This window comes from Burkholderia sp. Ap-955 (genome assembly GCF_011753045.1).
GTDB classification, from domain to species: domain Bacteria; phylum Pseudomonadota; class Gammaproteobacteria; order Burkholderiales; family Burkholderiaceae; genus Burkholderia; species Burkholderia lata_D.
Genome location: NZ_VWWH01000014.1, coordinates 37,198 through 52,019, shown reverse-complemented (window position 1 = coordinate 52,019; position 14,822 = coordinate 37,198). Strand labels below are relative to the sequence as shown.

General features: G+C 69.5%; 13 protein-coding genes and 1 pseudogene. 12 read left to right on the top strand and 2 right to left on the bottom strand.

The annotated features are described in order from the left end of the window. Positions 1-4: 4 nt before the first annotated feature. On the bottom strand, positions 5-1,597 hold the full coding sequence (locus F3J15_RS10995; protein WP_166890718.1) for an ATP-binding protein: 1,593 nt from the start codon (positions 1,595-1,597) through the stop codon (positions 5-7). A gap of 284 nt (positions 1,598-1,881) precedes the next feature. Between F3J15_RS10995 and F3J15_RS10990 the strand changes: the two genes are divergently transcribed. The 11 genes and pseudogenes from F3J15_RS10990 (at position 1,882) to F3J15_RS10940 (ending at position 12,051) form a co-directional block, all read left to right on the top strand. Further along, entirely contained in the window at positions 1,882-2,250 is a 369-nt protein-coding gene (locus F3J15_RS10990) for a chemotaxis protein (RefSeq protein ID WP_166890715.1), read from the top strand. A gap of 187 nt (positions 2,251-2,437) precedes the next feature. Further along, a complete protein-coding gene (locus F3J15_RS10985) occupies positions 2,438-3,325 on the top strand; it encodes a BON domain-containing protein (RefSeq protein WP_166890712.1) in 888 nt (295 codons plus the stop codon). 77 nt (positions 3,326-3,402) lie between these two features. After that, positions 3,403-3,750 (top strand): annotated as a pseudogene (locus F3J15_RS37565) (ABC transporter transmembrane domain-containing protein); the annotation flags it as partial. A 278-nt stretch (positions 3,751-4,028) separates the two neighbouring features. Then, the gene (locus F3J15_RS10975) at positions 4,029-4,544 is read left to right on the top strand and encodes a hypothetical protein (protein ID WP_166890709.1); all 516 of its coding nucleotides are present in this window, start codon (positions 4,029-4,031) and stop codon (positions 4,542-4,544) included. 184 nt (positions 4,545-4,728) lie between these two features. Next, positions 4,729-5,481: an SDR family oxidoreductase gene (locus tag F3J15_RS10970; RefSeq protein ID WP_166890707.1), complete on the top strand. Its 753-nt coding sequence runs from the start codon at positions 4,729-4,731 to the stop codon at positions 5,479-5,481. Beyond that, positions 5,472-6,080: an HAD-IIIA family hydrolase gene (locus F3J15_RS10965; RefSeq protein ID WP_166890704.1), complete on the top strand. Its 609-nt coding sequence runs from the start codon at positions 5,472-5,474 to the stop codon at positions 6,078-6,080. The genes F3J15_RS10970 and F3J15_RS10965 overlap by 10 nt, the downstream gene beginning before the upstream one ends. Beyond that, entirely contained in the window at positions 6,080-7,282 is a 1,203-nt protein-coding gene (locus F3J15_RS10960) for a glycosyltransferase family 9 protein (protein ID WP_205190777.1), read from the top strand. Before F3J15_RS10965 ends, F3J15_RS10960 begins: the two co-directional genes overlap by 1 nt. 3 nt (positions 7,283-7,285) lie before the next feature. Next, positions 7,286-9,031, top strand: a complete 1,746-nt coding sequence (locus tag F3J15_RS10955) for a carbamoyltransferase C-terminal domain-containing protein (RefSeq protein WP_166890699.1) — start codon at positions 7,286-7,288, stop codon at positions 9,029-9,031. Continuing rightward, entirely contained in the window at positions 9,028-10,029 is a 1,002-nt protein-coding gene (locus tag F3J15_RS10950; RefSeq protein WP_166890696.1) for a glycosyltransferase, read from the top strand. The genes F3J15_RS10955 and F3J15_RS10950 overlap by 4 nt, the downstream gene beginning before the upstream one ends. Then, positions 10,026-11,111 (top strand): glycosyltransferase family 9 protein, encoded by a 1,086-nt coding sequence (locus F3J15_RS10945; protein WP_166890693.1) that lies wholly within the window; start codon positions 10,026-10,028, stop codon positions 11,109-11,111. Before F3J15_RS10950 ends, F3J15_RS10945 begins: the two co-directional genes overlap by 4 nt. Then, the gene (locus F3J15_RS10940; protein ID WP_166890690.1) at positions 11,101-12,051 is read left to right on the top strand and encodes a glycosyltransferase family 4 protein; all 951 of its coding nucleotides are present in this window, start codon (positions 11,101-11,103) and stop codon (positions 12,049-12,051) included. Before F3J15_RS10945 ends, F3J15_RS10940 begins: the two co-directional genes overlap by 11 nt. Before the next feature lie 22 nt (positions 12,052-12,073). Here F3J15_RS10940 and F3J15_RS10935 read toward each other — a convergent pair whose 3' ends face one another. After that, complete coding sequence (locus F3J15_RS10935) at positions 12,074-13,096, bottom strand: sigma-54 dependent transcriptional regulator (RefSeq protein ID WP_166890688.1); 1,023 nt, start codon at positions 13,094-13,096, stop codon at positions 12,074-12,076. Positions 13,097-13,445: 349 nt separating this feature from the next. On the opposite strand from F3J15_RS10935, the gene F3J15_RS10930 reads away from it, so the two are divergent. Next, on the top strand, positions 13,446-14,813 hold the full coding sequence (locus tag F3J15_RS10930; RefSeq protein ID WP_166890686.1) for a sigma-54 dependent transcriptional regulator: 1,368 nt from the start codon (positions 13,446-13,448) through the stop codon (positions 14,811-14,813). Positions 14,814-14,822 lie beyond the last annotated feature (9 nt).

The window sequence follows — 14,822 nt, the reverse complement described above, 5'->3', positions numbered from 1 at the left end:
GCGGTCACGGCGTGTCGCGAACCCGGCGCGCGACGCGTTGCAGCAGCGCGTCGAGCACGGCTATTTCGACGGGCTTCACGAGGTGCTCGTCGAAACCCGCGCGTTCGGTGCGTTCAAGGTCCGCGGCGCTGGCATGTCCCGACAGCGCAACGCAGGTCGCGTCGCGCAGTGCGTCGATCGCGCGCAGTTCGTGCAGGAGCGTGAAGCCGTCGACGTCGGGCATCGTGAGGTCGAGGATCATCAGCTGCGGCGCGTAGTCGCGGGCGAGCGCCAGTGCGTCGCGCGCGTTGTAGGCGACGCGGGGCGCGTGCCCTTTCACCTGCAGCAGCACGGCGAGCGTGTCGGCCGAATCGCGATTGTCGTCGACGATGACGATACGGAGCGGCGTGGTGTCCGTCTGCGCGGACTTGACCGGCCCGCGCACCTCGTCGCGTGTCGCGCGCGCCATGCGGTCGATCGGCAACCGCACCGTAAACGTCGCACCGCGACCGGGGCCGTCGCTTTCGGCCGAGATGCGCCCGCCGTGCAGTTCGACGAACGTCCGGCAGATCGCGAGACCCAGCCCGAAGCCTTCGGCCGGCCGCCGGTCCGACCCGCTTTCCTGCTCGAACAGGTCGAAGATGGTTTCGAGCGCGTCGCGCGCGATGCCGACGCCACGATCGGTCACGCGGATCGCGACGACCGGCCCCTCGATCCGGGCGCCGACGTCGATGCGTCCGTCGAGCGGCGAGAACTTCGACGCGTTGTCGAGCAGGTTGTGCAGCACCTGGACGAGCCGCGCATCGTCACCGTGCAGCGGCACGGCATCGGATGGCAGATCGACGTGGATCTGCTGCCCGCGCGCGGCCAGCTTCGGCTGGATGCTTTCAACGCCGCGGCACACGATGTCGCGCACGGTAATGGGGCGGTCGTCCAGCTCGAGCTTGCCGGCGGTGATGCGCCCGACGTCGAGCAGGTCGTCGACGAGCCGCGTCAGTTGCGTGACCTGACGATTCACGGCGTCGCGGCACTGCGCGAGCGAGGGGGCCGGGTTGGCCAGGCTCTGCAGCACGCCGACCGAATGGCGCAAGGGCGCGAGATGGTTGCGCAGCTCGTGCGCGAGCATCGCGATGAACACGCTGAGCCGGTGCGTCGACGCTTCGAGTTCCTCGAGCCGCTTGCGCTCGGTCATGTCGCGCGTGATCTTGATGAAGCCGCAGAGCTGGTGCAAGTGATCGTGCACGGGCGTGATCGTCACGCTTGCCCAGAACTGCGAGCCGTCCTTGCGCACGCGCCAGCCTTCGTCCTCGAAGTGGCCGTGGGCGGCCGCTTCGGCGAGCCCGAGCGACGGCCGGCCGGCCGCGATCGCGTCGGGCGGATAGAAGCGCGAGAAGTGGTGGCCGACGATCTCCGCGGCGCGATAGCCCTTGATGCGCGCGGCCCCCGCGTTCCAGGTCGCGACATTGCCGTGCGGATCGAGCATGAACACCGCGTAGTCGGTGATCGACTCGACCACCGTCTGGAACCGGAACTCGGCGAAGCGGTGCAACAGGTCGCACGCCTCGGATTGCCCGAGCGGCGGGGGATGCGAGCGAGGATCGATGTCGTCTTTCATCATCGGAGCGGCTTGTCGAAGACGGGCGAGCGAGCACGCCCGGCCACCGTCGGGCGGGCCGGCGGCGGCGGTACGAACCGGATTGGCACCCCGAAAGCATAAGGGAACTCAACGCGGGTGATCAATGGGCGCGCATCGGTTGTGCCGATCGTCGTGCCGGCCGCGCGAAATCGGTTCCAGCGGTTCCGGGGCGCGATGCGGCATGCCGATTGCGCGCGCTTGCGGTCCGCCAGCCATGCCGCGGTTGCCCGGGTGCACGCGGCCGCGAGCCCCGCAAGGAGAGCGACATGAACAGCACGCTGAACCCCGACAACGAACCGTCCGACCCGGACGACGACAATGCCAGTCGCGGCCGCGACGGCCGCGCACTGGGGCCGAGCGACTCCTCCGACAGCGGCAGCGACACGGCCGGCGCGCGGCGTCATCCGTTCGACGTCGATTCGCCGCTCGACGATCATGCGCTCGAACGTGGCGATGCAGCGCTCGACAGCGATACGGACCGTGCGGGCACCGGTGAGCGCGCGTCGGCGGACGGCGATTCGACGCTCGACGAAGGCATGGACATTATGCCGGACCGCACCGAGCGGCTGAGCGGGCCCGGACGCACGACGGAATCGGATGACCAGGACGAAGCGGGCGATGACGGCACGCCGTGACGCCCGGCACGCAAAAACTGCAATCGCGTTGCAGATTCTCGCGTCCGGCAGCAGATCGGCGTCGCAATGCGCGTCTGTCTTCCCTCGGCCACGACATCGGCACGCGACTTGCATTCGAGCTGACCGACGCGCGCCGTGACACGGCATGGGGCCGTGCGCGGCGCAGGCGCGATCAAGGAGGGACACGATGCAACGACGATATCCCGGACGGCACGGCGAACGCGGTGGCCCGCCCGACTGGCAGGAGCGCAACGAACGCGCATACCGGGGCGCCGGCGAGCGCGGCATCCCGGACGATCCGGCGCGATGGCCCGAAGAGGGCGACGAGGCGGCGTACCGCCGCTTCGCGAGCGAGGACGTCGGTCCGGAAGACTGGGGCAGCGAATGGAGCGAACGCGCGGCGCGGCCGGTCGGCCAGCGGCGCGGCGGGGCCGAGGCGGGCTGGCAGGGCGACTTCCAGCGCCAGCCGGCGCGCGAACCCGATCCCGGCTACGGCGAGCGCGAACGTCGCGCGCAGGGCCGCGACTGGCGGGAAAGCCAGTACGGGGAAAACCAGTACCGCGGCGTTCCCCCGGAGTTTCGCGGGCATTACCAGATGGGCGGGTACGACAGCGACCGCGCCTACGGTGACCCGTACGGCAATCGGCGCTACGGCGGCGCCCCCGACTTGTCGCGGTTCGGCAGCGACGCCGAACGCGACGCGCTGCGCAATCGTCGCGGGCCGAAGGGCTATACGCGATCGGACGAGCGGATCCGCGAAGATGTGTGCGAGCGGCTCACGCGTGCACTCGACATCGACGTGAGCGACGTCACGGTGCAGGTACAGGATGGACGCGTCGAACTGGACGGCACGGTGCCGGCGCGATGGATGAAGCACGGTATCGAGGATCTGGCCGACGGCTGCATGTGCGTGCGCGACGTCGAGAATCGCGTGCGGGTTCGTCGTGAGGGCGAGCACGATTCGGGGATGGTGCTGCATCCCGACCAGCGGACCGTGACGCCGACGCAGCCTGCCGCGCTCGATCCCGAGCCGGGCACCGTCGGTCGCGACCGCGAGCGCAAACCGCACCACTGAGCGCGCGTGCACGAAACGGCGCGCCCCGAACCGCCTCCCGCACGCATGACGACGGGAACCGACGATACGCCGCCCGGGCGGTGCTCGTGATCGTCGTCGGCAAGTACGGCGGCGGCTTCACCGCGATCCTCTTCGTCACGTTCGCGATCCATGCGGCATGCACGGCCGTGTTCAAGCGCCTGCGGATGCGCTACCAGCGACGCGTGAATGCGCTGGAGGCCGAGTCGAACGCGCGTTTGGTCGACCGCCTGCTGAACGTCGATACGGTCAAATATTTCGCGCGCGAGGACGTCGAGCGCGACCGGCTCGAACGTGTGCTCGACGCATGGCGCGAGGCGGGCGTCGACAACCCGTACGCGCCGTCGACGCCGCATATCGGGCAGAGCGCGTGCATCGGCGCGGGGATCGCGGCCGTGATGCTGCTGGACGAACTGTGGCGCGCGCGCCGGGCCGACTGGCCGGCGCTGCTCGTGTGCGACATCGACCTGGGCGACGACGAGGAAGACGGCTATGCGGTGATGTCGCGCATTCGCCAGATCGACGCCGCGCGTGATCGGGAAGGCCGCGCGCCGCTCGAGGGCGTGACGCTGTCCGGCCACGCGCGCGGTCGAGGCCGGTTTCCATGCTTACCTGACCAAGCCCGCGGCAACGGCCGACCTGATCGCGACGTTGCGCGCACTCGCATTTTCCTCTGGAGAAACCCATGTCCCACCCACCACCCGAAGCGCTGACCGGCCGCCGCGCCGGTAGCGCGTTTGTCGACCGCCCGACCGCGGTCGCCGCGGTCGAACTGCTCCTGCCGAGCCTGTCGGCCGCGCTGCAGAGCGACTTCGTCGGCGACAGCGGTTGCCTGCACATCGTGATCATGGATCCCGCGCTCGGGCCTCACGACGCGGCGTTCGAGGACGCGATCCTGTATGAGTTCTCGTTGCCCGACCCGAAGGAGTGGGACGCCGACTACCGCGCGTATGCGCGCGCGAAGGCGCGGCTGTCGTGGGAAACGGGCCGCGACGGCCACGTCGTGCAGGCGCTGGAGCCGTACCGGCTGCGCGCGGGCGATACGAACCTGTGGGGCGGTGTCGCGCTCGGCGGGATCGTGGTCGGCGTGTCGGGCGCGCAGCCGTGGTTCGACGAGGCATTCGCGGGCTGCATCGCGCACTGCCTGCGTGCGCTCGCGAAGCGCCGCGCGCAGGCGACGCCGGACGCGCTGGCGATCTGAGCGCGGCCGGCCGGGGCGGTTTTTACAGCAGCTTATAAAAAAGCCAGCGATCGCGTACCGGCGCGCGAGGCGGCACGGGCGCACGCAAGTCGGCACGGTTCTCGCTGTATCTCCGGCACCGACGCTTGTCGCGACACGCGTCACAGCCAGTCCGGATGCGTCCGGACGTCCCCAGGAGGTGCAGGTGAACGACGTCAAACACGATCCGGCCCAAGCGCCGCTCGCCGGCCGCGTCGCGCTGGTGACCGGCGGCGGCCGCGGGCTCGGCGAGGCCATTTGCGAAGACCTGGCGCGGCACGGTGCGCACGTGATCGTCGCCGATCTCGACGGCGACCGCGCGGTCGCCGTCGCGCAGCGGCTCGAACGGCACGGCGGGCCGGCGGTCGGCCGGCCGCTCGACGTGCGCGACGAGGCGTCCGTGCTGCAGGTCGTGCACGACGCGCGGGAAGCGCTCGGCGACCTCGACGTGATCGTCAACAACGCGGCGATCGACGTGACCGCGCCGATCGACGACGTGAGCGTCGATGCGTGGCGGCAGGTGCTGATGACGAACCTGCTCGGCCCCTACCTGATGTGCCACGCCGCCGTGCCGATGATGAAGGCGCGCGGCACCGGACATATCGTCAACATCGCGTCGACCGCGTCGAAGCGCGCGTGGCCGAATGCGTCCGCCTATCACGCGACGAAGTGGGGGCTGCTCGGGCTGTCGCACGCGCTGCATGCCGAACTGCGGCCGGCCGGCGTGAGCGTGTCGGCGATCGTCGCGGGCGGGATGCGCACGCCGTTCCTGCTCGACCGCTTCCCGGACATCGACGCGGACACGCTGCAGCCGGCCGAGAACGTCGCGGCCGCCGTGCGCTTCGTGCTGATGCAGCCACCCGGCACCGTGGTGCCGGAACTGATGGTGCTGCCGATGAAGGAGACGTCATGGCCCTGAAGCGCGAAAGGGGGCTGCCCGGGGCCGTGCTGATCGACAAGGACGGCACGTTGCTCGACGACGTGCCCTACAACGTCGATCCGGCGCGGATGCGCCTCGCACCGGGCGCGGCACGCGCGCTGCGCACGCTCGGCACGACCGGCATGCCGATCGTGGTCGTCTCGAACCAGCCGGGCGTCGCGCTCGGCCGCTTTACCGAAAACGAGCTGGGCGCGGTCCGTCGGCGTCTCGCCGAACTGTTCGAAGCGAACGGCGCGACGCTGGCGGATTTTTTCTACTGCCCACATCATCCGCTGGGCAGCGTGCCGGCTTATACGGTCGACTGCGTCTGCCGCAAGCCGCGCCCCGGCATGTTGCGTCGCGCGCTGGCCGCGCTGGGCGTCGTCCCCGAATGGAGCTGGATGATTGGCGACATCCTCGACGACGTCGCGGCCGGGCGCGCCGCGCGTTGCCGCACGATCCTCGTCGACTGCGGGCACGAGACCGAATGGCGCACCGGCGCCGCGCGTACGCCGCACCATGTCGTCGATCGCGTCGACCTCGCGGCCGACATCGTCGCGCGCGAAGCCGTGCGGCGGCACGGCACGTGGGTGCGATGATGAACGCGGCGTGGCGTCGCGCGCGACGCATCCTGTGCGTGCGGCTCGACAGCGTCGGCGACGTGCTGATGACGACGCCCGCGTTGCGCGCGCTGAAGGAAAGCGGCGAGGGTCGCCGGCTCACGCTGCTGACGTCGCGCACGGGCGCCGCGCTGGCGGCGCACCTGCCGATGGTCGACGACGTGTGGACCTACGACGCGCCGTGGGTCAAGCACCCCGACGTGCGCGGCGATCCGGTGGCCGATCTCGACATGATCGCTCGGCTGCTGGCCGGCCGTTTCGATGCGGCCGCGGTCTTTACCGTCTACAGCCAGAATCCGCTGCCCGCCGCGATGATGTGCTGGCTGGCGGGCATTCCGCTGCGGCTCGCGCATTGCCGCGAGAACCCGTATGAACTGCTGACCGACCGCGTGCCGGAAAGCGAACCGGAGTCGCACGTGCGGCACGAGGTGGCGCGGCAGCTTGCGCTCGTGCGCGCGATCGGCGCCACGACGTCGAACTGGCGGATGGCGTTCGAACCGGGCGACGCGGCGCGGCGCGCGGTCAGTGCGCGATTGCGGGCCGCGTTGCAGTGCATCGGCGGCCCGCGCCGGCCGGACGCGCCATCCGCGCGCTGGCTCGTCGTTCATCCGGGCGCGAGCGCGGCGTCGCGTCGCTGGCCGGCCGAGCGCTTCGGCGAGGTGGCCGCGAGCGTCGCGCCGCTGTTCGACGGCATCGCAGTGACGGGTAGCGAGAGCGAGCGCGCGCTGGTCGACACGGTGTGCGCCCGCGCGGGCCCGCGCGCGGTGCCGTTGGCGGGCGCGCTGTCGCTCGGCGAACTCGGCGCGCTGATCGAGACGGCCGACCTGCTGCTGTCGAATAATTCCGGCCCGGTGCATCTCGCGGCCGCGCTCGGCACGCCGGTGGTCGATCTCTATGCGCTGACCAATCCGCAGCACACGCCCTGGCGGGTGCCGCATCGGGTGCTGAACGTCGACGTGCCATGCCGCAACTGCTACCACAGCGTGTGCGATCAACCCGGCCATCCGTGCCTGCGCGCGGTGAGCGTCGACGATGCGGTCGCAGCCGTGCACGCGCTGCTGCGCGGCCGCATACGCCATGCGCGGCGGGCGGCCGTGCGGGCCGCCATGCATGGCGACGGACCGGTCGAGGCGAGGACATCGAACGTGATTCCGTTCGCGCCCGCCATCACGAGGAGCTGACGCATGCCCGCACCGATCCATACGCTCGGCATCAACGCCGCCTTTCACGACAGTGCGGCGTGCCTCGTGCGCGACGGCATCGTGATCGCAGCCGCCGAGGACGAACGCTTCACGCACGTGAAGCACGCGAAGCGCCCGGTACCGTTCTCGACCTGGGAGCTGCCCTACCATGCGATCGACTACTGTCTCGCGGAGGCCGGCATCGTGCTCGCGGACGTCGACCATGTCGCGTATTCATACGATCCGTGGTTCGAGCTCGACCGCGACACTGCCGAGCCGTCGCTGACCTTGCCGCTTTCGCCGTCGGCCCACGCGCCGCGCAACGGCGGCGCGTCGCCATGGCATCCGCTGTTCCTGTCGTCGATCGTGAACGCGCCGCGCCAGCTCGCGGGCGGTGCGCCGCACCACCTGCAGCGACGTTTTCGCGGGGTCACGCACGACGGGCCGTTCCGCTGGCATTTCGTCGAGCACCATCTCGCGCACGAGGCGAGCGCGTTTCTCGCGGCGCCTTTCGAGCGCTGCGCGGTGATGACGATGGACGGGCGCGGCGAGCGTGCGACGACGAGCTACGGCGCGTTCGACGGCCGGTCGTACCGGCGGCTCGGCCAGGTCAACCTGCCGCATTCGCTTGGGTTGCTGTACGAACGCGTGACGCGCTACCTCGGCTTCCTGCATTCGTCCGACGAGTACAAGGTGATGGCGCTCGCGTCATACGGCAAGCCGGTGTTCGCCGACGCGATGCGCAAGCTGGTGCGCTACGACGGCGACGGACGCTACGCCATCCTCGACGGCGATCTCGTCGCGCTGTTCGGGCCGCCGCGCGAACGCGGCGGCCCGATCGAGCCGCATCACTGCGACATCGCGCATGCATTGCAGCGCGTGCTGGAAGAAACGGCCTTGCAGGCGGTCGACTGGCTGGCCACCGGCACCGGCGAGCGACAGCTCGCGATGGCTGGCGGCGTCGCGCTGAACTGCGTGATGAACGCGAAGATCCGCGATCGCGGCTCGTTCGACGACGTGTGGGTGCAGCCCGCCGCCGGCGATGCCGGCACCGCGCTCGGCGCGGCGCTGTGGACCGACTTCCGGATGCGCGGCGAGCGCGGCGCATGGCGGATGGACCATGCGTATCTCGGGCCGTCATACGGTGACGACGCGATCGAGGCGTTCCTGAAGGACGCCCAGCTGCCGTACCGGCGGCTGGCCGACGTCGCCGCGCAAACGGCTGCGCTGCTCGCGGCGAACCGCGTGATCGGCTGGTTCCAGGGGCGCATGGAGTTCGGCCCGCGCGCGCTCGGCGCACGCTCGATCCTCGCGTCGCCGACCGACCCGGACATGCAGCGCAAGCTCAACCGGATCAAGGATCGAGAGGACTTTCGCCCGGTCGCGCCGGTCGTGCTCGAAAGCAAGGCGCATCACTGGTTCCGCGGCGGACGGCGCACGCCGCTGCGCGCGCCGTTCATGCTGTTCGTGTACGACGTCGCGCCCGGCGCCGAAGCGACGATTCCGGCCGTGCGCCATATCGACGGCACCGCGCGCGTGCAGACCGTCGACGACATCCAGCATCCGCTGCTGCACGCGTTGCTGACCGAGTTCGACGCGCTCACCGGCGTACCGGTGCTCGTCAACACGTCGTTCAATACACGCGGCGAACCGATCGTCTGCACGCCGCGCGACGCGCTCGAATGCTTCTGGACGTCGCCGCTCGACGCGCTCGTGATCGGTTCGTTTCTGCTGGAGAAACCGAGATGAACGCGCGCGACACGCAACTGCCGCCGGTCGTGTCGGTCGTCGTGCCGACCTACCGGCGGCCCGACCTGCTCGAACGCTGCCTCGAAGCACTGTGCGTGCAGGTGTTCGACCCGACGACCTACGAGATCATCGTGGTCGACGACGACGCCGCCGGCAGCGCGCGGCCTGTCGTCGAGCGGTGCCGTGCGCGCGTGACCGACGTGCCGGCGATCCGCTACATGACCGCGCCCGCCACGCAGGGGCCGGCCGGTGCGCGCAACGTCGGCTGGCGCAGCGCGTGCGGCGCGTTGATCGCGTTCACCGACGACGACACGATTCCCGATCCGGCGTGGTTGCGCCACGGCACGGCCGCGTTGCTGGCCGAACCGGCCGCGGTGGCGGCCGCGGGCCGCATCGACGTGCCGTTGCGGCCGCACCCGACCGACTACGAACGCGACGCGGCCGGCCTCGCGCATGCGGAATTCGCGACCGCGAACTGCTTCGTGCGGCGCGTGGCGCTCGAACGTGTCGGCGGCTTCGACGAACGCTTCACGCGCGCATGGCGCGAGGACGCGGACCTGATGTTCGCATTGCGCGAACACGCGGGGCCGATCGTCGACGCCGATGCGGCGTGCATCGTGCATCCGGTACGCCCCGCGCGCTGGGGCGCGAGCATCGGCCAGCAGTCGAAGGTCTATTTCGACGCGCTGCTGTACAAGAAGCATCGTGCGACCTACCGCCGCCATATCCGGGCGGCGCCACCGTGGCACTACTACGCGGCGGTGCTCGCCGGGCTCGGCGCGATCGTGTGCTTCGCGGCCGGGTGGCCGGCGCCGGGCGTGGCATGCGCGACGGTCTGGGCCGTGATTACCGCGGCGTTCTGCGTGAAGCGCTTGCGCGGCACCGAGCTCACGCCGTCACACGTTGCCGAGATGATCGTCACGTCCATCGCGATTCCGCCCGTGTCGCTGTACTGGCGCATGCGCGGCGCGCTTCATTTCCGGGTCTTGTTCCTATGACAACCGAACCTCCTGATTTCGAGCGCGTGCAACGCCCGACGCGCATCGCGGTGTTCCGTGCGCTGCAGCTCGGCGACATGCTGTGCGCGGTGCCCGCGTTGCGCGCGCTGCGGCGCGGCGAACCCGACGCGCGGATCACGCTGATCGGGTTGCCGTGGGCGCGCGAGTTTGCTTCGCGTTTCTCGGACTACATCGACGGTTTCATCGCGTTTCCCGGCGCGCCGGGGCTCGACGAACAACCCGTGCCCGACGCAGCCGCCCGTGAAGCGTTCATCGCCGAGTGCCGCGCCCGGGATTTCGACCTCGCGATCCAGCTGCACGGCAGCGGCACGACCACCAACGCGATCGTCGCGTCACTCGGGGCAACGCGCACGGCCGGCTTCATGCCGGCCGACGGTGGTGCGACCCGGCTCGACCACACGCTCGCGTGGCGGGACGACGAGCCGGAGGTCACGCGTTACCTGGCGCTGATGCGTGCGCTCGGTTATGCGGCATGGGGCGACTACCTCGAATTCCCGCTCGGCGGCCTGGATTATGCGTTGTGGCACGTGCTGTGCGACGAGCATGCGCTCGATCCGGGGCGCTACGTGATCGTGCATCCCGGCGCGCGGATGGCGTCGCGGCGCTGGCCGGTCGAGCGCTTCGCGCTCGCCGCACGGCAGCTCGCCGACGACGGCTGGCAGATCGTGTTGACCGGCACGCGCGCGGAACTGGCGCTGGCCGGTGCGTTCGCAGAGCATCTCGCGCGGCCCTGCGTGAACCTGTGCGGCCGCACGCCGCTCGGCGCGCTGGCCGCGCTGATCGGACGCGCACGGCTGCTGCTGTGCAACGACACGGGCGTGTCGCACATCGCGGCGGCGCTCGGCACGCCGAGCGTGGTCGTCGCGTGCGGCAGCGACACGGCCCGCTGGGCGCCGCTCGACGGCGCGCGTCATCACGTCCTCGCGAACTATCCGGCGTGCCGGCCGTGCATGTTCGACACGTGCCCGTATGGGCACGAATGCGCGATGGCGATCGGCGTCGGCGACGTGATGGAGCGGGCAGGCGAACTGCTTGCGGAGGAGAGGCGTCATGTCACGTAAGCGGCTGCGCGTGCTGACCTGGCACGTGCATGGCAACTACCTGTATTACCTGTCGCAGGCGCCGCACGAGTTCTTCATCGTGACGAAGCCGCACGATCCGCCCGGCTATGCAGGCCGCGTCGGGCATCTGCCATGGGGCGACAACGTGCACGAGGTGCCGGTGGAGTGCGTACGCGACACCGCATTCGACTGCGTGCTGTACCAGCACCAGAGCCACTACGAGCACGACCGCCTGCGGCTGCTGAGCGACGACCAGCGTGCGTTGCCGACCCTGTTCGTCGAGCACGATCCGCCGCGCGGGCATCCGACCGATACGCTGCATCCGGTGCAGGATCCGAACGTGCTGCTGGTGCACGTGACGCCGTTCAATGCGCTGATGTGGGACAACGGCGTGACGCCGACGCGTGTGATCGAGCATGGCGTGCTGATGCCCGACAACGTCGCGTACCACGGGACGTTGCCGAAAGGCGTGACGGTCGTGAACAACCTGGCGCGCCGGGGCCGTCGCCTGGGCGCCGACCTGTTCGAGGCCGCGCGTCACAGCGTGCCGCTCGAACTGGTCGGGATGGGCTCGGCCGAGCTGGGCGGGATCGGCGAGGTGCCGAACCCGGCACTGCCGCAATTCCTGTCGCACTACCGGTTCTTTTTCAATCCGATCCGCTATACGAGCCTCGGGCTCGCGGTGATCGAGGCGATGATGATCGGGATGCCGATCGTCGCGTTCGCGACGACCGAGATGGCGTTGCTCGTCCGCAGCGGCCGCAACGGCGTGGCCGATACGCGGCCGGCCGTGCTGATCGATGCGATGCGCATGCTGATCCGCGATCCCGATCTCGCACGCGAGTGGGGCGCCGCCGCGCGACGCGACGCATGCGAGCGCTTCAGCATCGAGCGGTTCGTGCGCGACTGGGACGCGGCGTTGCACGACGTCGCGACGTGAGTCGCACGCGTGCCGCGCGGGCTCAGGGAGTCGGTGCGTCGGGTGGGTTCGGCACGTTCGGCACGTTCGACGCGCCGGTTCCGCGAAACGCATCCCGTTCATTTTCGGGCAGGAGCGCGAGCCGGTTGTAGAGCGTCTTCAGGCTGATGCCGAGCGCTTTTGCGGTGCGCGGCTTGTCGCCGTTGAAATGCCGCAGCGACGCGACGATGAAGCGCTGCTGCGTGTGCGCGAGCGTCGTGCCGATATGCAGCGTGATCGCGTTGTGACGACATTCGTCGCGCGGTGGCGCACGGCGCGGCAACTGCAGCTCGATCTGCTCGTCGGCGAGGATGAACGCGCGCTCGAGCGTATTGCGCAGCTCGCGCACGTTACCGGGCCACGTGTAGGCCCGCAACGCCTTCATCGCCTGGATGGACAGCCGTTTTCTCGTGCGGTGCCGCGCATTCAGCCGCTCGACGATCTGCAGCGCGATATCGTCGACGTCGTCCTCGCGCTGCCTGAGCGGGGGCACGTGCAGCGCGACCGTCGCGATCCGGTAGAACAGGTCCTCGCGCAGCCGCCCGCTGCGCACGGCCTCGACCGGGTCGTGATGGGTGGCGGCGACGATCCGCACGTCGAGCGGGATCGATTCGTGGCCGCCGACCCGCACGATCGAGTTCGACTCGAGCGTGCGCAGCAGCTTGACCTGCAGCTCGGCCGGCATTTCGGCGATCTCGTCGAGAAACAGCGTGCCGCCGCGCGCGGCCTCGAACATGCCCACATGCTGGGCAACGGCGCCGGTGAAACTGCCTTTCTCGTGACCGAACAGATGCGATTCCGCAATGTCATGCGGGATCGCGCCGCAATTGACGGGAACGAACGGCCCGCGGCGGCGTGGGCTCAGGTCGTGCAGGAGCCGCGCGACGATGTCCTTGCCCGCACCGCTTTCGCCGACGATCAACACGCCGACGCGTGTCGCGGCCACGCGCGACACCTTCAGCAACAGGGTCTGGATCGCACGCGAGCGGCCGAAGAGCCGCGCGCCGTCATCGACGGGTTTCGACATGGTGGTGGGATATCGAATGGGAAGATTTGACCGAATGCGCCGAGACCGGATGAAAAAATGACGTGGCATGCGTCACCGTTTTCCTGTATCGAGAATACCTTTTATACCGGCGGTCAGACATTGAATCTGCAATGCGGGCCGCGCCGCCGGATAGATTTATTCGATTGGCGGAGAATGCGCGACACCGTTCTTCTATACTGCTAAGCGTTGCGTCCCGGGCACGAACGCTCGCCCGTCCGATCATGCGCAGCGCGGCGCGTGCCGCCGCAAAACGAGGCGGAGACAGTACGCTGCGTGTCCGTCGCGGTTCCGGCCATGCAGGGGTCGGGCCGCTTCACGAGGAGCCTCGATGCCCTACGTCCTGATCGTCGAAGACGATGCCGATACGCGCACCATGCTCGCGACGCTCGCACGCACACAGCAGCTGTCGTGCGATACGGCTGCGACGCTCGAGGAAGCGCGCACGCTCGTGTCGACGCATCCCCCCGATCTCGTGCTGTGCGATCTCGTGCTGCCGGACGGCAACGGGATGGATCTGTTCGATGCGTTGCCGAAGCGTGCGCACTGTGAAATGGTGCTGACCACCGGCCACGCGAGTCTCGAAACCGCGATCGATGCACTGCGGCGCGGCGCGACCGACTACCTGGTGAAGCCGCTCAACATGCAGCGGTTGAACAGCATCTTCGCGCGCGTGCCGCGCACCACCGCGCTGCATGAAGAGATTGCCGAACTGCGCTCGGAACTGCAGCGGCTCGGGCGCTTCGGCCGCATGCTCGGCAGCTCGCCCGCGATGCAGACCGTCTACGACGCGATCGGCCGGGTGGCGCGCACCGAGGCGTCGGTGCTGCTGACGGGCGAATCGGGCACCGGCAAGGAACTGGCCGCGCAGACGGTGCACGACCTGAGCCTGCGCCGACGTGGTCCGTTCCTCGCGGTGAACTGCGGCGCGATCGCCGCGAACCTCGTCGAGAGCGAGATGTTCGGCCATGACCGCGGCAGCTTCACGGGCGCGGAACGCCAGCACAAGGGCTTCTTCGAACGCGCGGACGGCGGCACGCTGTTTCTCGACGAGATCACCGAGATGCCGCTCGAATCTCAGGTCAAGCTGCTGCGCGTGCTCGAGACAGGGCGCCTCACGCGGCTCGGCTCGACGCGCGAGATCGATGTCGACGTGCGCATCGTCGCGGCGACCAACCGCGACCCGGAAGCCGCGATGGCCGACGGCAAGCTGCGGCCCGACCTGTTCCACCGGATCAACGTGTTTCCGATCCCGCTGCCGTCGCTGCGCGAGCGCGGCGACGATATCCCGATGCTCGCCGATGCGTTCCTGCAGCGCTACAACGAGGAAAGCGGCCGCACATTGCGGTTCTCGCCCGCCGCGCGCGACGCGCTGAAGACTTACGCGTGGCCCGGCAACGTACGCGAGCTGCGCAACTTCGTGCAGCGCGCGAGCATCTTCAGCGATACGGACCTGATTGATACGCTGCCGCCGCCGATCATGGACGAATTGTCGAGCATGGTCGATTCGCATGACGATCGCGTCACGGTGCCGTTCGGCACGCCGCTCGAGGAAGTCGACCGCAAGCTGATCCTCGGCACCATCGCGCAATGCGGGGACGTGAAGGCGCAGGCGGCCGAGGTGCTCGACGTCAGCCTGAAGACGATCTACAACCGGCTCGCGCAACTGGATGACGATGCAGGAAAACCGGATTCCTGATGGTGCCGC